At 63.3% G+C, this 22201-nt stretch carries 18 protein-coding genes and 1 pseudogene; 2 read left to right on the plus strand and 17 right to left on the minus strand.

Annotation, left to right across the window (positions count from 1 at the left end):
- Positions 1-25: 25 nt before the first annotated feature.
- The 11 genes from rplW to P8192_RS10695 form a co-directional block, all read right to left on the minus strand.
- Positions 26-331 (minus strand): 50S ribosomal protein L23, encoded by a 306-nt coding sequence (gene rplW, locus P8192_RS10645; RefSeq protein WP_270104688.1) that lies wholly within the window; start codon positions 329-331, stop codon positions 26-28.
- Positions 328-954 (minus strand): 50S ribosomal protein L4, encoded by a 627-nt coding sequence (rplD, locus tag P8192_RS10650; protein ID WP_278156899.1) that lies wholly within the window; start codon positions 952-954, stop codon positions 328-330. Before rplD ends, rplW begins: the two co-directional genes overlap by 4 nt.
- Positions 955-958: 4 nt before the next feature.
- Complete coding sequence (rplC, locus tag P8192_RS10655; RefSeq protein WP_270104686.1) at positions 959-1609, minus strand: 50S ribosomal protein L3; 651 nt, start codon at positions 1607-1609, stop codon at positions 959-961.
- Between the two features lie 21 nt (positions 1610-1630).
- The gene (gene rpsJ, locus P8192_RS10660; RefSeq protein ID WP_119423456.1) at positions 1631-1939 is read right to left on the minus strand and encodes a 30S ribosomal protein S10; all 309 of its coding nucleotides are present in this window, start codon (positions 1937-1939) and stop codon (positions 1631-1633) included.
- Between the two features lie 359 nt (positions 1940-2298).
- The gene (locus P8192_RS10665) at positions 2299-2439 is read right to left on the minus strand and encodes a hypothetical protein (RefSeq protein WP_278156903.1); all 141 of its coding nucleotides are present in this window, start codon (positions 2437-2439) and stop codon (positions 2299-2301) included.
- 9 nt (positions 2440-2448) lie between these two features.
- Complete coding sequence (locus tag P8192_RS10670; RefSeq protein ID WP_278156905.1) at positions 2449-5901, minus strand: hypothetical protein; 3453 nt, start codon at positions 5899-5901, stop codon at positions 2449-2451.
- A 491-nt stretch (positions 5902-6392) separates the two neighbouring features.
- The gene (gene tuf, locus P8192_RS10675; RefSeq protein WP_278156907.1) at positions 6393-7583 is read right to left on the minus strand and encodes an elongation factor Tu; all 1191 of its coding nucleotides are present in this window, start codon (positions 7581-7583) and stop codon (positions 6393-6395) included.
- Positions 7584-7859: 276 nt separating this feature from the next.
- Positions 7860-9974 carry an elongation factor G gene (gene fusA, locus P8192_RS10680; protein WP_278156908.1) on the minus strand — a complete coding sequence of 705 codons (2115 nt, stop codon included), beginning with the start codon at positions 9972-9974 and terminating at the stop codon, positions 7860-7862.
- 54 nt (positions 9975-10028) lie between these two features.
- Complete coding sequence (rpsG, locus tag P8192_RS10685) at positions 10029-10499, minus strand: 30S ribosomal protein S7 (protein ID WP_270104681.1); 471 nt, start codon at positions 10497-10499, stop codon at positions 10029-10031.
- A complete protein-coding gene (rpsL, locus tag P8192_RS10690) occupies positions 10499-10873 on the minus strand; it encodes a 30S ribosomal protein S12 (protein ID WP_270104680.1) in 375 nt (124 codons plus the stop codon). The genes rpsG and rpsL overlap by 1 nt, the downstream gene beginning before the upstream one ends.
- A 241-nt stretch (positions 10874-11114) precedes the next feature.
- Positions 11115-12422, minus strand: coding sequence for a hypothetical protein (locus P8192_RS10695; RefSeq protein WP_278156911.1), 1308 nt, complete (start codon positions 12420-12422; stop codon positions 11115-11117).
- Between the two features lie 107 nt (positions 12423-12529).
- On the opposite strand from P8192_RS10695, the gene P8192_RS10700 reads away from it, so the two are divergent.
- Positions 12530-13705: a lipid II:glycine glycyltransferase FemX gene (locus tag P8192_RS10700; RefSeq protein WP_278156913.1), complete on the plus strand. Its 1176-nt coding sequence runs from the start codon at positions 12530-12532 to the stop codon at positions 13703-13705.
- Between the two features lie 3 nt (positions 13706-13708).
- On the opposite strand, the gene P8192_RS10705 is transcribed toward P8192_RS10700, so the two are convergent.
- A complete protein-coding gene (locus tag P8192_RS10705) occupies positions 13709-14203 on the minus strand; it encodes a hypothetical protein (protein ID WP_278156915.1) in 495 nt (164 codons plus the stop codon).
- Between the two features lie 418 nt (positions 14204-14621).
- On the opposite strand from P8192_RS10705, the pseudogene P8192_RS10710 reads away from it, so the two are divergent.
- Positions 14622-15629: pseudogene (locus tag P8192_RS10710) on the plus strand (IS110 family transposase); the annotation flags it as partial.
- A gap of 229 nt (positions 15630-15858) precedes the next feature.
- Here the strand turns inward: P8192_RS10710 and P8192_RS10715 are convergent.
- The 5 genes from P8192_RS10715 to P8192_RS10735 all read right to left on the minus strand — a co-directional run bounded on the left by P8192_RS10715 (position 15859) and on the right by P8192_RS10735 (position 22199).
- Positions 15859-17625, minus strand: a complete 1767-nt coding sequence (locus P8192_RS10715; protein WP_278156919.1) for an FAD-dependent oxidoreductase — start codon at positions 17623-17625, stop codon at positions 15859-15861.
- 75 nt (positions 17626-17700) lie between these two features.
- Positions 17701-18552: an aldo/keto reductase gene (locus P8192_RS10720; RefSeq protein WP_278156922.1), complete on the minus strand. Its 852-nt coding sequence runs from the start codon at positions 18550-18552 to the stop codon at positions 17701-17703.
- Complete coding sequence (locus P8192_RS10725) at positions 18549-19391, minus strand: sugar phosphate isomerase/epimerase family protein (RefSeq protein ID WP_278156924.1); 843 nt, start codon at positions 19389-19391, stop codon at positions 18549-18551. The genes P8192_RS10720 and P8192_RS10725 overlap by 4 nt, the downstream gene beginning before the upstream one ends.
- Before the next feature lie 91 nt (positions 19392-19482).
- On the minus strand, positions 19483-21126 hold the full coding sequence (locus P8192_RS10730) for an FAD-dependent oxidoreductase (protein ID WP_278156926.1): 1644 nt from the start codon (positions 21124-21126) through the stop codon (positions 19483-19485).
- Complete coding sequence (locus tag P8192_RS10735; RefSeq protein ID WP_278156928.1) at positions 21126-22199, minus strand: zinc-binding dehydrogenase; 1074 nt, start codon at positions 22197-22199, stop codon at positions 21126-21128. The genes P8192_RS10730 and P8192_RS10735 overlap by 1 nt, the downstream gene beginning before the upstream one ends.
- Between the last annotated feature and the right edge of the window lie 2 nt (positions 22200-22201).

Raw genomic sequence — 22201 nt, forward strand, 5'->3', positions numbered from 1 at the left:
TCGATTAAGTGGTCTCCGGACGTCGTCAGACGGCCGGACCTCCGAAGATGTCGATGGTGCCTTCCTTCAGCGTGATGATGGCCCGCTTGGTGTTCTTACGGGCACCCCAGCCAAAGCGGGTGCGCTTGCGCTTCCCGGCACGGTTGATGGTGTTGACGGAGCTCACCTTGACGTCGAAAATCTTCTCGACGGCCAGCTTGATCTCAGTCTTGTTTGAGCGCGGGTCCACGAGGAAGGTGTACTTACCTTCATCGATGAGGCCGTAGCTCTTTTCCGACACGACGGGCTGAATGATCACGTCGCGGGGGTCTTTGTTGATGCTGCCGCTCACTTGGCTGCCTCCTTCTTGGCTTCTGCTGCGGCCACGAAGGCCTCAAAAGCGGGGCGAGTGAAGACGACATCGTCGGAGATCAGCACGTCGTAGGTGTTGAGCTGGTCCGAGTACAGCGTGTGCACCTTGGGCAGGTTGCGTGCGCTGAGTGCTGCGACATCGTCCTGACGATCGATGACGACCAGGAAGTTCTTGCGGCCTTCACCCAGCTCGGCCAGAACTGCCTTAGCAGCCTTGGTCGAGGGAGTGCCGCTGACGAGCTCCTCGATCACGTGGACGCGACCGTTGCGAGCGCGATCCGACAGGGCACCGCGCAGAGCGGCGGCCTTCATCTTCTTGGGGGTACGCTGCGAGTAATCGCGCGGAACCGGACCGTGGACGACACCACCACCGGTCATCTGCGGTTCACGAGTCGAACCCTGACGTGCGCGGCCGGTGCCCTTCTGGCGGAACGGCTTGCGACCGCCACCGGACACCTCACCGCGGGTCTTGGTCTTGTGGGTGCCCTGGCGGGCAGCTGCCAGCTGAGCCACAACGACCTGGTGCATCAGCGGAACATTCGCCTGCACGTCGAAGATCTCAGAGGGCAGGTCCACAGTGACCTTCTTGACATTGGTAGCCATGTGCTCATGCTCCCTTCACTGCGGTGCGGACCAGAACAATGCGGCCCTTAGGACCGGGAACGGCGCCCTTGATCAGCAGCAGGTTGTTCTCCACGTCGATGCCGTGAAGAGTCAGATTCTGGGTGGTGGTACGGGCGTTGCCCATGCGACCAGGCATGCGCTGACCCTTGAAGACGCGGCCCGGGGTGGCAGCGCCACCGACAGAGCCGGGCTTGCGGTGGTTCTTGTGCTGACCGTGGGACGCACCGACGCCTGCGAAGCCGTGACGCTTCATCGCACCGGCAAAACCCTTGCCCTTGCTGTTGGCGGTGACGTCGACCTTCTGGCCAGCTTCGAAGATTTCCACCGTGAGGTCCTGGCCCAGGGTGTAGTCAGCTGCGTCGGCGGTACGGATTTCGACCACGTGCCGGCGCGGGGTGACGCCAGCCTTTTCGAAGTGGCCGGCCAACGGCTTGGTCACCTTGCGCGGGTCGATCTGCCCGTAGGCAATCTGCACGGCGGTGTAGCCATCGGTTTCTTCATTGCGCAGCTGAGTGATCACGTTGGGCTCAGCCTTAACCACGGTGACCGGGATGACGTTGTTGGCGTCGTCCCAGACCTGGGTCATGCCGAGCTTCGTGCCCAGCAGTCCTTTGATATTCCGGATAGCGGTCATAGTTTTCTCAGCACCTCCCTCTTAGAGCTTGATTTCGATATTGACGTCCGCGGGCAGGTCCAAACGCATCAGCGAGTCGACGGCCTTCGGAGTCGGGTCCACGATGTCGATGAGGCGCTTGTGAGTGCGCATCTCAAAGTGCTCGCGGCTGTCCTTGTACTTGTGGGGAGAGCGGATCACGCAGTAGACGTTCTTTTCCGTCGGCAGCGGCACTGGGCCCACTACCGTCGCGCCTGCGCGTGTGACCGTGTCAACGATCTTCCGGGCGGAAGTGTCGATCACTTCGTGATCATACGACTTCAGCCGGATGCGGATTTTCTGTCCCGCCATGGCGTCATGCCTCTTTCGTACTTGTAGTCCGTACCTGTCCCTGTGTACGCGAGGTGAAGTTCAGAACTCTAGCTCGCGCTTGTATTTTCCTTGCGCAGGCCGAATCCGTAGAAACGGGTTCCTCGCCCTGCCAAGTCATCGACCCACGCGGTCGGGCGTGTCGCATAGCGTTTTTCAGTCACGCTGGCTTCGACAGCCTGATCATGTGGGGATATTGTCATCGCTCGCGAGCCCTGTACCAGCCAAACAGCGGGCACGACTCACCGAGAGCAACCTGTCTAGTATGACAGAACTTCGCCGTTGACGCGAATCTTGGCGAGGATCAGGCAATTGTCGCTCGCAATCCCCCGGATTCTGGGCTATTGACCGTTACGGTTAGCCTTCTGGATGCGTTTGGCGCGCTCGATCTCTTTACTGAAAGTGCGGCGCAGTTTAACCACTGCCCACACGCCACCTGCGATCACCACGAAGATGACGAGCAGCCAGACCAGAGTCTCCATGCAACTACCTTACGACATGATCGTGGTGTTTCGATCATCTTGCTGACTGCTTCGTTGCCGGCTGAGCCGCTTGAGCTGCCAAATCGCCAAAACGATAAGTGCGACGCCGAGAGCACCCAGCCAGAGGTACGGCAACCACCGCAGGTAATAGAGAATCGACAGGCCGACTCCCACGGCGCCCCAGACCAACGTAATCCGGTCGCGGACGATCAGCCCGATGGCGATGAAGGCCGCGAAGCAGATAATGACTGCAAGCTGACGGGCCGCAGTTGGTTCGGCAATCACGACCGTAGCGTTCACCGTAAACACTGTCATGCCTGCGTACCACCAGATCATGATCCTGATGCGCTCCCCGTCGGCCCGCTGAAGGTGATGGCGGAGTCCCCAACCGATCATTGCGAAGCTGGCCCCGGAGATAATCCACCAGACGGCTCCTTCGAAGTGGGGATCGGTCAGCTGGTCAGCAGCGATACTGAGGTTCAGAAGGCTCCAGGCCATAGCGATGTCGTGGATATTTCTGTTCTGCAGCGGTGACGGAAGATCCGCCTGCTCCGGCCCCCAGCTCCATCCGACCCGTGCAATGTGGAGGGCGATCAACCAACCGGCGACCAACGCCAGGAGCACCGCAAGGATCGTCAAAGCGGGGTGATCCGGTGATGCCCATAATGCAACAGCACCTCCAAGAAGTAGCCCGAGAGCGCCTGAACGAAGGAACATCATCACCGGACGGATCGCGGTGCCCATTAAGGGAACAGCCCAGGTCTGGGGAATCGATACCGCTCGACCAACAAGCACCATCAGCAGAGCGGACACCATATGAACTAGGGCGAATCTCAGACCAGCATCCCAGTCACTGCCCCAAAGCATCCCGTATTCGCCCCACCAGCTCACACCGGCGAGCGTGGCCACCGCTCCGATGGCCGCCGCCACGGGTACCAGGATGGAGACGTTCCGGGATCGGGCAAAAATCAAGACAACGAATGGAAATGCCACCAGACCGAGGAGCATCCATCCCCAGTCTGCGACGGACTCAACATGGTCGACGCTGACCATGGCACCGAGCAACCAGGCGACCGCAGAGATCACGGGAGCCATCAGCCACTCCCCGACTTTCCTTTCTGCACTTGCTGGCACCGTCGAGGTGGAAGTACGACGCAACCGCAGGTCCACCACGGCGGCAGTGATCGTGAGCGCCCAGAGCAACGGAGCGAGCACGAAGGCGGGGAAGACAGCATCGCGCAAGGGCCCGTTGGACAGGTCGAGAACCGGACTCAAGCTCACCGTCAGGAACGTACCGCTGATCACGGCGCACCAGACCGGTCCCCAACGGCGTTCAATCAAGACGAAGTATGCGCTCATGAACCCGGCGATCAGCACCGCGGCAAGTCGGTCCTGGCCAGACCCGACCTCGATAAACCAGAGCATCACAGTCATCATGAGCAAGAGTCCGCCAGCCACATTCCGGTGAATCACCGGTATCAGCTCGATGTTCACATATCGGTAGGCCAGTAGGATGCCGACGGCGGTTGCCGCAAGAGCAATGCGGATCCACGAACCGGCAGCCCCTAATTCATCAACCAAATGCGGCACCGTGATCAGTGCGACAATCAACGCGCCCCAAACGCCAACACGACGCAGTGGCTGCATGAGCCCCACCGAAGGGAGAAGAGCAATGAGCCAGAGCCAAGCAGCAATCAACGTCCAGACTCCAACGCCGGTGAACACCAGGTCGTGTCCGTACAGATACGGCAAAATCGCCCATGCCATCACGGTCGGCACCACCATCAACGCCCATTGCGAGCCATGATTGCGAGCTCGCAACCGCACCGTCGCGCACGTGAACAAGACCATCACGATGCCCACCAGCAACCAGCCGCCAGCGGTACCCAGGTCGAGTACGTCGACGGAGGTGTACAGGCCAGCTTGCATCAACCACATCGAGACCCCGGCGAAGCTACCCCACGCGGCTTCCGGGGCGCCACGGCCGGGTAGATCATGCGCCGGAATCAACAGGGAGACACATGCCCAAACCATGACGAGCAGCCCGGCAATAATCTGCGCATGACTAGACGGCATCTCCATGGTTCTCGACAGCATCCACAGTAAGAGAATCAGCGCGACCGCCGCTAACTGTAGTGCCCACCAGCGGTCCCAACGCACCTCAGAGGTCGCGTTATCACTGCGACGACGATAGCGATGACCAAGCGCGCCCAGGGCTATACCCGCTGCCGCTGACTGTTGAAGCCAACCATGACCGGACGAGTCGACCCACACCGGCACCGTGGCGAGGACCATAACGCCCAACATGGCGAGATGAAAACTTGCGGCCTGTTCTGCGCGGCCGTGAATCACGGTATATCCGATCGCTACCAGGACCAGGGTGATAACCAGACCGTCGATCATCCACGTGCCGGTGTCGAAGAGTGCACCTCCGCGTGCGGCTAAGCCAATGAAGACGGCTACGCCAAAGCACACACCGGCGTCACGCAGTGCCCCCACACCAGTAGGGGTGAATCGACTCTCTTGCAGCACGTTCCAACGACGGGCGGAAAGAACCAGCACGGATTGGACGAGCAGAATGCCTCCGAGCAGCGCAACGGTCGCCGACCAGGACCAGTTCAACACTGAACCCGCGGGGATGAACGCAAGGGTGACCAAGACGCGAGCTGCATAGGTCTGCCACAGGCGGGCTCGTGGTGACGAAAGCACAGCCGCCGCGTTGACGTAGTAGGCGGCAGCTGCCAGGAGCAGGGCAAGAACCTCACGCGCGGGGAGTGAGAAGCCAAGCACGAGTGTTGCCGCAATGATCGCTGGCACCAACAGCATGTGTGTCTGGTGCATCGCTCCTCGGTAGCGGTCCCATCTGGTGGGGTGGTACGTACTGGAACGAGCGTTCCTGCCCAACCATGTCATGGCCACGCTGACGAAGATGGTGAGGAGCAGTCCCCACACCATTCCGCGTTGCAGCACGGCACCGACCGACAATGAAACCGAAATCACAAACGGCATGGTCAGGTAGACGGCGACTCGCGAGTCAAACCGCTCGGCAGCAATGACCATCAGGATCAGGCCGAGGACTGAGGTGATCAACCACGATAGCGCGGGGTTATTGAGGCCCAGCTGGTCTAGTGCCACCCCGGCCAACGGAATCATGGCGAGCCCGGTTCCGGTGAAGGCCAGTGCCGCCGGCCGCAAGACCACACTCACCCGATGCAGAATCAAGCCGCCCGCGTAGAAAAGTCCGATCAAACACAGGATTCCGACCATGCGGGCGGTGTGCGGCAGTGTGGAGGTGAGGAAGAGGGCGGATGCCGCCACGATCAACAGTGCTGCGATGTAGAGCGTGATGTTGATGTTGCGTCGCTGGCGTCGTGCTCCGGCTTCAGGGTCTACCGTGGCATGATGCCGTTGCAGTGGAACAGTCGCGGCGCCTACTCCTGTTGGCGCGCCCCCTGGAACCATGGCTGGGGCCGATGTGTCTGGCGCAGAGCCGCTAGGAACAGGTGGTGGCGCTGTCGTCATAGGCGGTGCCGCCCGTGCCAGGGCCGGACCGGACTCTACTGCGCAATCAGCAACCTGCGGTGAAGCATTCAGGGGTTCGGGTGAGGTCGGAGCCTCGGGGCGACTCCCCTGCCATGCGGCGTCGTGACCCTCTTGCCATGCTTGCGCCATGCGACGACGCAAGAGTTCCTGGTGATTCGTGGCGGCGGTCTTCGCACGAGCGCGGACCACCAAATACGTGATGAGTGCACCAACCAGCCCACCGAGGATGAAGAGGACCACCTATGGAACCACCCTGCCTGTTCGGGCGCCAGTGAACCGCACGCCCTGCCGTCGTTGATCTTTCATTCACTGTAGTAGAACAGATCGAGACTACGGGAGGGTTTTCCACATTAAAGCCGCGACCCCCGCAGTCCTAAGACTACGGGGGTCGCGGCGCGCTATACGCTAGATCACTTGGTGATCTTGGTGACGCGGCCTGAACCAACGGTACGGCCACCCTCACGGATAGCGAAGCCGAGGCCTTCTTCCATGGCGATCGGCTGGATCAGCTCGACCGACATTTCGGTGGTGTCGCCGGGCATAACCATCTCGGTGCCCTCAGGCAGCGTGATGACGCCGGTGACGTCGGTGGTGCGGAAGTAGAACTGCGGGCGGTAGTTCGAGTAGAACGGGTTGTGACGGCCACCCTCGTCCTTGGACAGGATGTAGACGTTCGCCTCGAACCCGGTGTGCGGGGTGATGGAGCCGGGGGCCACAACAACCTGACCGCGCTCCACGTCCTCGCGCTTCAGACCGCGAAGCAGCAGGCCACAGTTCTCGCCGGCCCATGCCTCGTCGAGCTGCTTGTGGAACATCTCGATACCGGTAACGGTGGTCTTCTGCAGGTCGCGGATACCCACGATCTCAACCTCGGAGTTGATGGCCAGGGTGCCGCGTTCTGCACGACCGGTGACCACGGTACCGCGACCGGTGATGGTGAAGACGTCCTCGATCGGCATCAGGAACGGCTTGTCCTTGTCACGAACCGGGTCCGGGATGTACTCGTCGACGGAGTTCATCAGGTCCTCAACGGACTTGACCCACTCGGCGTCGCCTTCGAGGGCCTTCAGAGCGGAGACGCGGTGCACGGGGGCATCGTCGCCGTCGAACTCCTGGGAGGAAAGCAGCTCGCGAACTTCCATCTCCACCAGCTCGAGCAGCTCTTCGTCCTCGACCATGTCGGACTTGTTCAGAGCAACCAGCAGCGCCGGAACGCCAACCTGGCGGGCCAGCAGAACGTGCTCACGGGTCTGAGCCATCGGGCCGTCGGTAGCGGCAACAACGAGGATCGCGCCGTCCATCTGGGCGGCACCGGTGATCATGTTCTTGATGTAGTCGGCGTGACCGGGGGCGTCAACGTGAGCGTAGTGACGCTTTTCGGTCTGGTACTCCACGTGGGAGATGTTGATGGTGATACCGCGCTGGCGCTCTTCCGGCGCGGAGTCGATGGTTGCGAAGTCGCGTGCTTCGTTCAGGTCCGGGTACTTGTCGTACAGGACCTTTGAGATAGCAGCGGTCAGCGTGGTCTTACCGTGGTCAACGTGGCCAATGGTACCGATGTTGACGTGCGGCTTCGTCCGCTCGAACTTTGCCTTCGACACAGATTCCTCCTAGAACTGTTCGACTGAAAGAAGGTGATACAGCCGCTCGTGGCGAACTGATTCGTGTCCAGTCTACTGTCGGGTGTTACTGATTTCTAAATCTCCGGATTTCAGGACCGGTCCGGGTGACGGCTATCGGGCCGTCCTGTCGGACCGGACCGAAAGTCCTGGGATGAAACTCTCCTCCGGAGTGCGGAGAATCCCTCCTGTTTCAGCTCGGTGGCGGCGAACCGCCACCGAGCCTCACAAGCTATTTTCAGCGAATGATCGCGAGGATCACTCGCCGCTGTTCTTCTGGACGATCTCGTCGGCCACGGCCTTCGGGACCTCAGCGTAGGAGTCGAAGGACATTGAGTATACCGCGCGACCCTGGGTGCGGGAACGCAGGTCACCGATGTAGCCGAACATCTCCGAGAGCGGCACGTTGGCCTTGACCACCTTCACACCAGCGGCATCTTCCATCGACTGGATCTGGCCACGGCGGGAGTTCAGGTCACCGATGACATCGCCCATGTACTCCTCAGGGGTACGCACCTCGACCTTCATGACCGGCTCGAGAAGAACCGGGTTGGCCTTGCGCATGCCTTCCTTGAAGACCTGGCTACCTGCAAGCTTGAACGCCATCTCCGAAGAGTCAACGTCGTGGTATGCGCCATCGACCAGAGTGGCCTTGACACCGACGACCGGGTAGCCGGCGAGAACACCGAACTGCATGGCAGACTGGATGCCCTGGTCCACGGAGGGGATGTATTCGCGCGGGATGCGGCCACCGGTGACCGCATTCACGAACTCGTACATCTCGCCGTCTTCCGACTCCAGCGGCTCGAAGGTGACCTGCACCTTCGCGAACTGGCCGGAACCACCGGTCTGCTTCTTGTGGGTGTAGTCGAGCTTCTCCACCTTGCGACGGATGGTCTCGCGGTAGGCCACCTGCGGCTTGCCGACGTTGGCCTCCACGCGGAATTCGCGCTTCATGCGGTCAACGAGCACGTCCAGGTGCAGCTCGCCCATGCCACCGATTTCGGTCTGACCCGTCTCTTCGTTGAGATTGACGGTGAACGTCGGGTCCTCAGCGGAGAGCTTCTGGATAGCGGTGGAGAGCTTCTCCTGGTCGCCCTTCGACTTCGGCTCGATGGCCACGGAGATCACCGGGTCGGGGAACTCCATGGATTCGAGGATGATCGGGGCGTCGGTGGCGCACAGGGTGTCACCAGTGGTGGTGTCTTTCAGGCCGATGACCGCGTAGATGTGCCCGGCGACAACCTCTTCGACCGGGTTCTCCTTGTTCGCGTGCATCTGGAACAGCTTGCCGATGCGCTCCTTCTTGCCCTTGGTGGCGTTGAGGATCTGCGAGCCGGCTTCGAGGCGACCCGAGTACACGCGGATGAAGGTCAGCTGGCCGAAGAAGGGGTGCGCGGCGATCTTGAAGGCCAGTGCCGAGAACGGCGCTTCCTTCGAAGCCTCGCGCTCCATCTCCTCTTCCTCGTTGCCCACGGCGTGGCCCTTGACGGCGCCAGCGTCCAGCGGGTTGGGGAGGTACTCCACCACGGCGTCCAGCATCGGCTGCACACCGCGGTTCTTGAAGGCAGAACCACAGAAGACAGGGTAAGCCTCTGCGTTGATGGTCAGCTGGCGCACGCCGGCCTTGATCTCGTCCTCGGTGAGGTCTTCGCCCTCGAGGTACTTTTCCATCAGCTCTTCTGAAGTTTCAGCAACGGCTTCAACGAGTTCGTTGCGGTACTGCTCAGCCTTCTCCTGGAGATCGGCGGGGATCTCGCGGGTTTCGTAGCTGGCACCCAGGGAAACGTCGCCCTTGGCGTCGCCTTCCCACACCAGGGCCTTCATCGAAATCAGGTCGACGACACCGATGAAGTCGTTCTCAGCGCCAATCGGCAGCTGCATCACCAGCGGCTTGGCACCCAGACGATCCACAATGGTGGAGACGGTGAAGTAGAAGTCCGCGCCCAGCTTGTCCATCTTGTTGACGAAGCAGATACGAGGAACGTTGTACTTGTCAGCCTGACGCCACACGGTCTCCGACTGGGGCTCAACGCCTTCCTTGCCATCGAACACGGCAACGGCGCCGTCGAGGACGCGCAACGAGCGCTCCACCTCGACGGTGAAGTCAACGTGACCGGGGGTGTCGATGATGTTGATCTGGGAGTCGTTCCAGAAGCAGGTCACCGCGGCGGAGGTAATGGTGATGCCGCGTTCCTTTTCCTGTTCCATCCAGTCGGTGGTCGAGGCGCCGTCGTGGGTCTCGCCCAGCTTGTGGTTCACACCCGTGTAGAACAAGATGCGCTCGGTGGTAGTGGTCTTGCCGGCATCGATGTGAGCCATGATGCCGATATTGCGGACCTTCTTGAGGTCAGTCAGCACGTCTTGTGCCACAGTGTCTCCCTGGGTTGAGTCGACCTAGTTGATGTACTTGTGGGAACCGCAGAATTACCAGCGGTAGTGTGCGAAGGCCTTGTTGGACTCGGCCATCTTGTGCGTGTCCTCGCGGCGCTTCACAGCGGCACCAAGGCCGTTGGAAGCATCGAGGATCTCGTTCATCAGACGCTCGGTCATGGTCTTCTCGCGGCGGTCCTTGGAGTAGCCGACGAGCCAGCGCAGCGCCAGAGCGGTTGCGCGGCCGGGCTTGACCTCGACGGGCACCTGGTAGGTGGCGCCACCGACACGACGAGAGCGAACCTCGAGGGCCGGGCGGACATTGTCCATGGCCTTCTTGAGGGTGGCCACCGGATCGGCGCCGCTCTTCTCGCGGGCACCCTCGAGGGCGCCGTAGACGATGCGCTCGGCGGTGGACTTCTTACCGTCCACGAGCACCTTGTTGATCAGCTGGGTGACCAGTGGGGATCCGTAAACCGGATCAACGACGAGGGGGCGCTTCGGCGCAGGACCCTTACGTGGCATTACTTCTTCTCCTTCTTAGCACCGTAGCGGCTGCGAGCCTGTCCGCGATTCTTGACGCCCTGGGTATCCAGAGCGCCGCGTACGATCTTGTAGCGCACGCCGGGGAGGTCCTTCACGCGGCCACCGCGCACGAGCACGATGGAGTGCTCCTGCAGGTTGTGACCCTCGCCGGGGATGTAGGCGGTCACTTCGATGCCGCCGGACAGGCGAACACGTGCGACCTTACGCAGCGCGGAGTTCGGCTTCTTGGGGGTGGTGGTGTACACACGGGTGCACACACCGCGGCGCATGGGCCGACCCTGCAGCGCAGGTGCGTCAGTCTTACTGACCTTCGGTGAGCGGCCCTTGCGGACCAGCTGCTGAATCGTAGGCAATAGTCTCTCCGTACTCATTGGCTGTCAGTCCTGCGGGCACACAGGTCGGGCCCGCGTTTACCAGGACTGCTGGTGGTCGTTCAGCACGTCGGGCGGAAGAAATCCAGCCCCTAGGCGTGCAAAAATGTGGCCTACGTTGCGCAAGAACCCCGCAACACGGACTGAGTCCCTAGTGCCACACTCAAAACAATCGTTCCAAGCATACCAGCAACTCACCCAGCTGGGAATTCGTGGTAGGTCACTACCGGGATGCCTCTAGATCGGCGGCGGATCTGCGGCGTTGAACCCAGTGGTAAAGCCGGCGCTGCCAGTGGCGATCGGCCGGGTAATCCCAGGGATCCTGCACAGTGCCCAAACGCTTCGCTTCCGTGAGGGTGCGGCGCTGAGACTCGTTGGCATAGCGGTGCGCGAGCGCTTGCGGAATGGTCAGGGAAGCGGCCGGTCGCTGGTGTGGTTGGCGCGGGGCAGACGGTGATTGCGACGGGGCCGCGGTGTCGTCGCCACCAAATTCCGCCAAGAGATCCACCACCGGGTTAATTCCGGAGGCGGTCAGGTAGAAGTGGTGGCGCCCCAAACGGGGGTTCATCTCCAGGAACACGGGCTCGCCGGTATCGGCGTCGACCTTGAGATCGAACATGGCGAATCCGTGCCAGTCCAGGGCCTCGAGCAACGCAGTGCCCTGGCTGGTGATCTGGCGCTCCTGTTCGGTGACTTCGGCGGGGACAACAATGGCGCGAGCATTGCCTTCCAATCCTGGGGCGTGGTCCTCGATGATCACTTCGCCGAGCCCGGCGCTGCGGATCCCGCCGGTGCGGGAGCGAAACAGATGCAGGATGCGCAGTTGGGAGTCCGCGCCGGCCACGTAGTCCTGGACGATGAGCCCGGCGCGGTATCCGGCGCCGGAGGCGCGGCGGGCCAACCGGGCGACATCGTCGTGGGAATGGGCCAGGTGCACCTTGCGACGACCTTCGAAACGGACATCGGCCCAGGCGCCGCCGTCGTCGGCTTTAACCACCACGGGCCAGCTCAAGCCGGCGGTGTCGATCTGCGCGGCGATCGCGGAGCGGGCGTCAGCGTCGTTGCTATCGGCGAGCTCGGGTCCGCAGTCCACCGTGGTGGTGCGCGGGTAGCGGACGCCGAGTTGCTCGCAGAGGGCGTAGAACCGGTCCTTGAGCGCGCCGCGATCGAGCTGGTCCACGGTGAGTTCCGGGATGCGGTAGCCGAGTTCGGTGAGTTCCTCGCGGTGATCGAGCACGATGCGCACGAGGTGGTCATAGCCGGGCATCAATAACAGCGGGCGGCGGTGGCCTTCGAGCACATCTGCCACCCGACTGAGGTCGGCGAGTACCTTCTTGGGTTCAAGCATGGGGCCCACCGGGAAGAGCTGGGCGATGCGGGTACCGGTGAAGTTGCGGTTGACGGAGGTGGGAACGACAGCGGAGATCAGCCCGGCCTGTTCGTGGAATTCCCGGGCCAGTGAGTACGCTCCGAGGTCGCCTCCCGTGATCACTGGGACGAGGGGCTGGTCCGAGGGGACGGTCACGCTCATGGGGCCAACTTACCAGTGCCGGGGCGGGCCAACAGGACTCTTGAAGTTCGATGGGTTATGTTGAAGGCGTGACACCAGAATCTTCCTCGCGCCCCGCATCAGCTTCCTTGAGAATCGAGTCGATCACTGACGAGGTCCACCACGGTTTCCTCGCCGCACGTCCGGCGTCCTTCCTCCAGAACCCCCGCTGGCCCCAGGTCAAGACCGACTGGCGCGGTGAGTCGTTGGGGTGGTTCGACAGCGAAGAGCTGGTGGCGGTTTCGGTGGTGCTGCATCGGCACTTACCGGTTCCGCTGCTGAAGAGCCGCAGCCTGGCCTACCTCGCTGATGGTCCCGTGTTTGACCCTGCGCGGGTGGAACTGGACGCGATTCTGGCGCCACTGGCTCCGTACCTGCAGCGGCAGGGTGCCTTCATGATTCGCATGGGCCTGCCTGTGGTGCATCGGCGCTGGGATTCCCAGGAGGTGCGGCGCGCGCTGGCGGCCGGGGAACATCAGCTGATCACCGATCTGGAGCCACTGGAGGTCAATGAGCAGGCGGAGGCGATGCGTCGTACCCTGCTCGACGCCGGATGGATCGAGCCGAGCGCAGGCGAGGATTTCGCCGCGGGCCAGCCGCCATTCCAGGCGCGGATTCCGTTGCCTGAGCAGCCCGAGCCACGCCCAGAGCCCGGAGCCGTCGTGTCTGAGGACCCGGCGGAGTTCACCGCCGTCGTCGATGAGGTTTTGGGGCGAATGGATCAGTCCTCGCGCCGCCAGACCCGCAAGTCGACCCGCACCGAGCTGACGGTGACCGAGGGCGGTCTGGAGGATCTGGGCGTGTGGCAGCGCCTGTACGAGGAGACCGCGGAACGCGATGGGTTCACCGGGCGTCCGCAGAGCTACTTTGAACGCATGTACCGGGAGCTCAACGACTCCCCCACTGCCGAATGCCGACTGCTGTTGGCTTCCCTGGGCGATCAGCCGCTGGCCGCTGCCATTTATGTTCGCCAGGGCGACACCGGCTGGTACGTCTACGGCGCGTCGTCGTCGGAGGAACGAAAACGCTATGCTCCGCGGGCGCTACAGCTGGAGCAGTTGCGCCGGTCGCTGGCTGCCGGCGACCGCTGGTATGACCTCGGCGGGGTGTCGGCCACACTGAACCCGGAGCATGAGCTGGCCGGGCTGACCCGGTTCAAGACCACCATGGGTGCCGATGTGGTGCAGACCTTGGGTGAATGGGATCTGCCGCTGAACAAGGTGCTGACCCGGGCTTTCAATTTCTACATGGCCCGCCGCGGCTGACTCTCAGACGGAGACGTCACCGTAGCAGTGCAGTGCTGACCCATATCCCTGGGGCAGCCCATAACCCTGTGCCCAGGAGGTCAGCACTTCGATGAGCTGGGCGCGGTTCAATAACTGAACGGTGGTGGCCGACGTCGTCGGTGTATTTCCTTCCCGCTCAGCGGCGTGCGCACCCTGGCCAATACGGAAGTTGTAGGCGCCTCCGGGAACCACGGTGGCAAGTTCCAATTGGAAACGTTGCTCCCCCAGGTAATACATCTGGGCGTAGCGGGTGACCGGCTCTTCGTCTTCCAGGGTCAGCCCATCGGTGGCCTCGTTCAGCCCCAGCACCAGATCCGCGATCTGGCCCACGGACTCCAGCTCGTGCCAGCCCTGGCCTGTGAAATCCCGCCGGTATTCCCACCACAGCTCGGTGGCTGGCTGGGAGGTTTCCAAGAGTTCCAGGCGCTCTCGCGGTGGCGTGTTCCCCGCGCGAGGCACCGTTATCTGCTCGCTCATCTGACGACTCCTTTCTGTGAGCTGCGTCGCCGCCAGACTAAGCGCAGACTCGGACATTGAAGATGGTAATGGCGCGGGTTCGTCGGTGTGACTCCCACTCGGACTGACCAGCATGTGTCTTGATCGTGATGTGTCCACCGGCCCCGCCGCCTCGAAAGGACTCTGAGAGTGGGACTGACATCGCGGCGTCTGGCGAGGAGGATGGGGTCATAAGGCCTCCGGTGTGGCCCAGCACTAGGACTGAACCACTGTTTCCCGCTCGTGATCTGCCCACCGGATACAGGGGCCTTACATGGAGGTGATCCAGCCGGACGGACATGACCTCATAGGAGCCTGGTGGTCCCGGCCTCGTCAATGTCTTGTCTGCCCGTCCGGCCGGAGCCTTCCCAAGGTTGAACACAACGAGAAAGGCAGTTCCATCATGGCAAGTTCCGCACTGGATGTATACGCCGGGGTTGATACCCATGCCGAGACACACCACGTAGCCGTGATCGACGGGTTGGGACGCCGACTCGGTGACACCGAGTTCCCCACCACGGTTCTCGGTTACCAGCAGCTCTTGGCTTTCGTGGGTGAGTTCGGGACGGTGCAACGTATCGGTGTGGAGGGCACTGCTTCGTATGGGGCTGGACTGACGGCTTATTTGCGGGCTGAGCGGATCAGGGTGCGAGAAGTTATTCGTCCTAGCCGGGCTGCTCGCCGTCAGGGTAAGTCCGATCCCATCGATGCTTATGCTGCGGCCCGGACCGTTGCCGCCGATGATGATCTGCCGATCCCGAAGCTGTTGGACGGAGACGTTGAGCGGATCAGGGTCACACTCAGGGCCCGTAGCAGTGCTATCAAGGCCCGTAGTACGGCCATGGTCCAGATCAAGGACTTCCTCACCACCGCACCAGCCCGGGTACGAGAGTCTTACCGGTACTTGTCTGATGAGGAACTCATCGAGGTACTGGCCGCTAGTCGTCCGCAATCAGATCAGACGCTGAAGCGGGTGTTGCGTCGATTGGCGCGGCGCTATGAATACCTCGGTGAGGAAATTGATCAGGCGGTCGAGGAGCTGGAGGTGCTGACGGTTCGGGTGGCTCCGGAGCTCACTCAGGCTCGAGCGATCGGTACGATCACCGCGGCCCAGTTACTTGTCACTGCCGGGGCTAATCCGGAACGGGTCAAGTCCAAGGCTGCTTTCGCAGCATTGTGTGGTGTGAGTCCGATCCCGGCTTCTTCCGGTAAGACACAGCGTCACCGCCTCAACCGAGGCGGGGATCGGCAAGCGAATTGGGCGTTGCACCGGATCGTGATGGTCAGGATGGGCAACGATGAACGTACTCGTCGCTATGTTGAACGCCGCACCGCTGAGGGAAAGGGAACCAGGGAGATCATGCGATGTCTGAAGAGATATGTGGCTAACGAGGTCTACACATTGATTCTTGACCCTGATCAAGTCCCGCCCTCAGACGACCTTCGCCCACTGCGGCATCAGCAACATTTGACCCTGACACAGGTCGCTGATCACTTCGATACTTCGCCGGGGAAGATCTCCCGGATCGAACGCGGCCAAAGCCGAGATGATCACTTCACAAAGCAGTACCGAAAGTACCTCCTACAAACGCTTTGACACCATATAGGAGCATCACGATAAGCCGAGTGCCTACGGACTACACCTCGTACTCTTCGACGCCGGCCAGGTCGCGCCCGGCCACGTAGCCGAAGGTCAGCGCCGGCCCCAGGTTGATGCCGCCGGAGGGGTAGGTGCCACGCATGATGGAGGCGTGGTCATTGCCGGCAGTGTAGAGCCCCGGAATCGGTTCACCGGCGTCGTTGATCACGCGTGAGCGGGAGTCCGCCGCGATGCCGGCGAAGGTGCCGAAGGAGCCGGGACGAACGTGCACGGCGTAGAACGGACCCTTCTGGATGGGCGCCAGCGAGGGATTGGGGCCCACCTTCGGATCTCCGCCGTAACGGTTGAACGGGGAGGCGCCGCGGTGGAACTCCGGGTCCTCGCCGCGACGGGCGTTCTCGTTGAATTCGCGCACGGTCTCGGTCAGCGCCACCGGGTCGATCCCGCACTTCTCGGCGAGCTCCTCGATGGTGTCGGCCTTGATGAGGTAGCCGGCCTGAATGTAGGGCAGCAACGGCATCGGGATCGGCTTGGCGAAGCCCAGCGGGTACTTCCGTACGAAGGTGGAGTCCGCGATCTGCCAGGATTCCACCGGCTCGCCGTCCTCGGTGGCCGAGAGCAACCCGTCCACGTAGTCGTAGTACCCGTTGGCCTCATTCACGAAGCGGCGACCGTTCTGACGCACACCGATGGAGCCGGGCTTGGCACGGTCCATAATGTGCGGAAACACGCCCTTCTCCCCGTTCGGGTACGGGACCAGGGAGACCGGGCACCAGGCAGCCGGGGAGCGCATCTCGGTGTCGAATACACCGCCGGCCGCCAGCGCCATGTCCAGGCCGTCACCTTCGGATTCACGCGGGGCCAGCGACCAGTGCTCGGCACCGGTCGGCGTCTGCGGGAAGAGCTCACGACGACGCTGCACATCGTTCGGGAAACCGCCGGTGGCCAGCACCACGCCGCGCCGGGCGCGGATGAAGCGGGACCCCTCGGTGGTGCTCACCACGGCACCGACCACGCGGGAGCCGTCGGACACCAGCTGCTGCACGGGAGTGCGCACGAGCAGCTCCACGCCCAGATCGTTCGCAGACTTCACCAGGCGAGCAGTCAGTGCGGTGCCGTTGACCAGATGCAGCGAGCGACCGCGGGTGACCATGTCCCAGGCGTGCGGGATGACGCGTCCGGCGGCGTAAACCCAACCCTTCGGGGAGAACTGCGAGGCCGAGAGCATGGTGGCGAGGTCCTTGCCGGCCATGATGCCCATGCCGAAGAACGACGTCGGGTAGTACTGACGGCGCATCTTCTTCAGCAGCGCCTTCGGATAGTTCTTCACGTTGACCGGGGCCGGACCCACCGAGCGGTTGCCCGTGCCGGCGCCGGGGAGGTCACCGTAGATGTCGTTGATTTTCGCCCCGGTCACGAACTTCAAGTCCGTGCGGTGGTGGAAGAAGTCGACCATGTGCGGGACGGCTTCCAAGAAGGCGTCGATCTTTTCACCGGCAGCCTCTGTATAACGGTCACCGAGCACGCCGCGCAGGTAGGTGCGGAACTGCTCCGGATCTTCGTCCACGCCCTCGGCCTTGGCCAGCGAAGTGCCGGGAGTCCAGGCCCAGCCGCCGGACCAGGAGGTCGCACCGCCCAGGGCGGCGGCCTTGTCGGCGACGACGACGTTGAGGCCATGGTAGGCGGCGGTGATGGCTGCGGCGAGGCCGCCTGCGCCACCGCCGGCCACCAGCACGTCGGTGTCATGGTGCGGGAGGCCGGCGACGTCCTGGAGGGTCAGGATGCCGTTGGTCTGCTGAGTCATGGTGTCTCCTGGTACGGAATGAAAGCGATTGCAGAGTCGGTTCGGGAAGTGCCGCACCCCACGGCGCGGCGTGATCTAGTGGCCGAAGTCGTTCGGGTCCAGACGCGGACCGGCGCCGGTGTCGAGCGCATCGATCCCGGTCATGTCCTCGTCGGTCAGCTCAAAGCCGAACACGTCCAGATTGGCTTCCTGGCGCCCGGCATTCGCCGATTTCGGCACCGCCACGCGTCCAGACTGTACGTGCCAGCGCAGCGCCACCTGGTGGGCGGTCACGCCGAGACGGGCAGCGGGAGCCGTCAGCGCCTCGTACTCGTTCAGATCAACATCGCGCCCCACCGGGGAATAGGCCGCGGTGAGCGTGCCGGCCTCTGCATTCACTGCGCGCAACCGTGGCTGGGAGGCCAGCGGGTCCACCTGGATCTGGTTGATCGGCGCCTGCAGCCCGGCCTTCCGGAGGTCTGCCAGGTGCTCTGCGGTGAAATTGGAGACGCCCCAGGCCCGGATCAACCCGGCTTGCACCAGCTCTGCCAGTGCACCAGCGGTCTCGACGTACTTACCCTGGTCCGGGTTCGGCCAGTGGATGAGCATCAGGTCGATCTCGTTCACACCCAGCAGGCTGAGACGCTGTTCAACGGCGGCGCGCACGGCTGCCAGAGGACCATGGTGCTCGCGGTTGAATTTGGTGGTGAGGAAGATCTGGTCGCGCGGAACTTCGGTGCGACGCAGAGCCTCGCCGACAGCGTCTTCGTTCCGGTAATTTTCGGCTGTATCCACATGGCGGTAGCCGATGCTCAGCGCCTGCACGACGGCGTCGGTGCACTCCTGGCCGACCATCGGCCAGGTGCCGAGCCCGATCTGTGGGATCGCCACGCCGTCGACGTGGGTACCGCTCAGGGACAGGGATTGCGTGCGTTCTGCCAAGGTCATGCCAGCTCCTCGCCGAGTAGGTTCAGGGTGGTGGTCATCAGGTGCTGGACCCAGGCTGCGTCGCCGAGCCGGGCCCGCATCTCATCATTCGGGATTTCCGTCGACAGCGGCAAGGGGGTCTCCACGCCCAGCTCGGCCCGACCGGCTTCGACGGCGCTGATCATGCCGCGCAGGTCGAGTCCGCCCTCGCCTGCGGCGAAGCGGGTCGAGCGGGATTCTTCCACCAGTCCGGCACGATCCGCGGGTGCCTGGGCGGGAGCATCGCAGACCTGGACCAGGGGAACGTGGCTGGCTACCGCGCGCAGCTCTTCGGTCGTGCCGCCGAAGCGGGCCACATGCAGGGTGTCCACCAGCACCTGAGCCCCAGTGTGCTCGGCGATCGCAGCAGCGCCCGGCAGCGAACGCACCGCCTGGTAGCTGATCGGCTCCACCGCGGGGACGATTCCGTGTGGGCGAGCGTCGTCAACCATCTGAGCCAGGGTGTCCAGCACGCGTTGGGAGTCAGTGTCGGCCACGGCGACCGTCATCGAGCTGGCCCCGAGAGCTTCGCCGGCCTCGAACATTCTGCGCCAGGCGTCACGCTGATCAGAACCCTCGAGCAGCAAGAATTCGATGTCACGCACCAAGACCCCGGTGTCGACCATCCGCTTCAGCGTCTCGGCCAGCATCGGGGTCCCGGGCTGCACCTCAAAGGGAGTTTCGGCGTCCGTCACCGGGCGCACGCGCACGCCCACAAAGTCGAATCCAGCCTGGGCGGCCAGTTCAACCAGGGTCGGGGGCGCAACCGTGAGAGCGGCGAGTTGGGCCAGGCCAAGCTCGCGTCCGCTGCGGGTGGTCATCTCCGGGTCACCGGCCTTTCGTCAGGAGCAGGGGCGTTCCCCCACTGGTGGACAGTATGGCAGTGCTGTGAGACAGACCACCCGCAGGTTCTCATTGAATGAGAGACTGCCCGACGGCGTAGGCCCGGGTGATGGCCGAACCGATGGTAGCCCCGCCTCCGGGGTAGGCGTCCTTGAACACGGTGGCGGAGCAGTTTCCGGCGGCGTACAGCCCCGGAATCGGCTCACCGTTCCAGTCCAGAACTCGACCGTTGAGGTCCGTGTCCAGACCACCGGCGGTGCCCAGCACGCCCGGGTGCAGTTGCACGGCATAGAACGGGCCCTTTTCCAGCGGCGCCAGGCAGGGATTCGGCTCGATCGCGGGATCGCCCAGGTGGCGGTCCTGCTCGGTCGACCCACGCCCGAACTCCGAATCGACACCGTCGCGAGCGCCGTCGTTGAAACGAGCCACGGTGTCTTCTAGCCCGGGGGCGTCCATCCCGATCTTCTCGGCCAGCTCCGCCAGGGTCTCGGCCTGCACCAGCCACGACGGTGCGTCCGCAGGGTCGGTGAAGGGCGCGTGACCGGCGATGGGATACCGCTCGGCGTAGCCGGCGTCGACCACCAGATAGGCGGGAATGTTGGCGAAGGTCGAGGTCGCCGGATCGATGTTCGCGAACACCCGGGAGAAGTCGTGGTAATTCAGCGCCTCGTTGACGAAGCGTCGTCCGGCTCTATTCACCACCACCGAGCCCGGTAACGTGGCCTCCACGTTGCCCATGCGCCCCGAGGGCTTGCCATCGTAGGTAGCGCCGTGTGCGGTGAGCACCGGAACACCCCAGATCGCGGTGGTCTGCGCAACGGCAGCGCCCACACCCAGTCCCAGCTTCAGCCCGTCGCCCTCGTTCGAAGGAGCGGAGATGGGGGTGATGGGGAACTTCAGCAGGGTGCCGCGCAGCTGCTCGGACCATTCGAAGCCGCCTGAGGACACCACAACCCCCTCAGCGCGCACCGTGCCACCGGGGTGCTGCACAACCCAGGTGTCCCCGTCGCGGTCCAGCCCGGTCGCCGGTGCTTCGGTGGCCAGGGTGACGCCGGCATCCCAGGCCGAGGCAGCCAGCGCAGAGAGCAGGGCCGCACCCATGGTGCGTACCCCGGCCTGAGCGCGGGATTCCAACAGCTGCGGATCTGGTGCGGCACCGTGGAGCTGATCACGCTCGTCCATGGTGATCAGCGGGAAGTAGGTCGAGGAGCGTACCGCCTCGCGCAGCCCCGGAACATCCGAGGGATCCACGGGACGGTGGTCGAGTCCACGACCGGACGGGGTCGACCCCGGCCATTCGCGGTGGTAGTCCGGCCGGTTCAGCGGCAGGTAATCGACCCGGGTCTTCTCATCGAGGAAGCGCACGGCCTCGGCCGAGGTCTCGATGTACCAGTCGATTTCCTCTTCACTCATTGCACCGGCCGTGGCCGCGCGCAGGTACTCCTTGCCTGCTTTGGGGCTGTCGGGATGCCCATGGCGCTCCATCAGTGGATTGGCCGGCGCCCACATCACGCCACCACCTGCGGCCGTGGTGCCGCCCAGCTGTGCGGCCTTCTCCAGCACAAGCACACTGCGCCCGCCCTGAGCCGCCACGACTGCTGAGGTCAGTCCGGCACAACCCGAGCCCACGACGACGACGTCCACGTTCTCCGGCAGAGCATCCACCGAGGTCAGCAGCGGCTTCTGCGAGGTTTCAGCGGAAGGGCTGCTCATCAGGACTCACTCCGTTCTTCACGTTCACTCAGGTCAGGAAAGTCGATGGCGATCTTGCCCACGCCAGCACTCGGGTCGATCAGGGTGCGGAAAGCCGCATCGAGATCGTGGAAGTGGAAGCGGTGGGTGATCAGTTTCGCCAGCGTGCGCTGATAGCGCCAGAGCAGGTCCAGACAGTCCGGGAAGAGGTTCTCGGAGTTGCGCGAGCCCAGCAGGTCGATCTCCTTGGTGGGCAGACGCCGCATCGAGAAGCTCAGCTCGGCCTCGGAAATGCCCACGCACACCACACGTCCGGCGGTGGCTACCAGGTCAATACCGCCAGCCACCGAGGCGGGTACGCCCGTAGCGTCAATGATCAGCGACGGACCATCACCATCGGTGAGCTCATCCAGCACGCTGCGCTGCTCGTTATTCGGGAATGCACCCAGGACCTTCATGGCCCGGTCAGCGCCGAACTCGCGGGCCAGATCCAGGCGAGCATCCTGGGTGTCGGTCACCGTGACGTCGCAACCGATGTCCTTCAGGTACACCGTGGCGAGCAGCCCGATGGGCCCAGCCCCGGCGACGACGACGCGCTCTCCGGCCACCGGCTGACCGCGACGGCAGGCCTGCATGGCGATGGAGATGGGCTCGACCAGTGCGGCCACACCCAGATCGACACCTTCGGGAACCCGGTACAGGTGGTCCAGCGGAATCAGCTGCTCGGTCACCAGCGAGCCGTCTTCGTAACAGCCGTATACGCTCATCCGACGGCAAGCGTTCACCCGGCCAATGGAGCAGGCATGGCATTTCCCGCACCAGAACATCGGCAGGATGACCACCGGGTCGCCGACGTTCCAGCCGGACTGTGCGTCGGCCGCATCCAGCTCGGCGATGACGCCGGAGGCCTCATGGCCCTGGATCATGGGGAGTTCGGAGGCGTAGTCGTCGTCCCAGATGTGGGCGTCGGTGCCGCACAGGGTGACGGTGTGCATCCGCACCACGGCGTGGCCCGGACTCGGCTGCGGCACCTCGAGAGTTTGGTAATCAATGCGGCGTTTCGAGGTGGTGACCGCGGCTTCAGTGGTGGTCATGG

The sequence above is a fragment of the Citricoccus muralis genome, from assembly GCF_029637705.1.
GTDB lineage: Bacteria > Actinomycetota > Actinomycetes > Actinomycetales > Micrococcaceae > CmP2.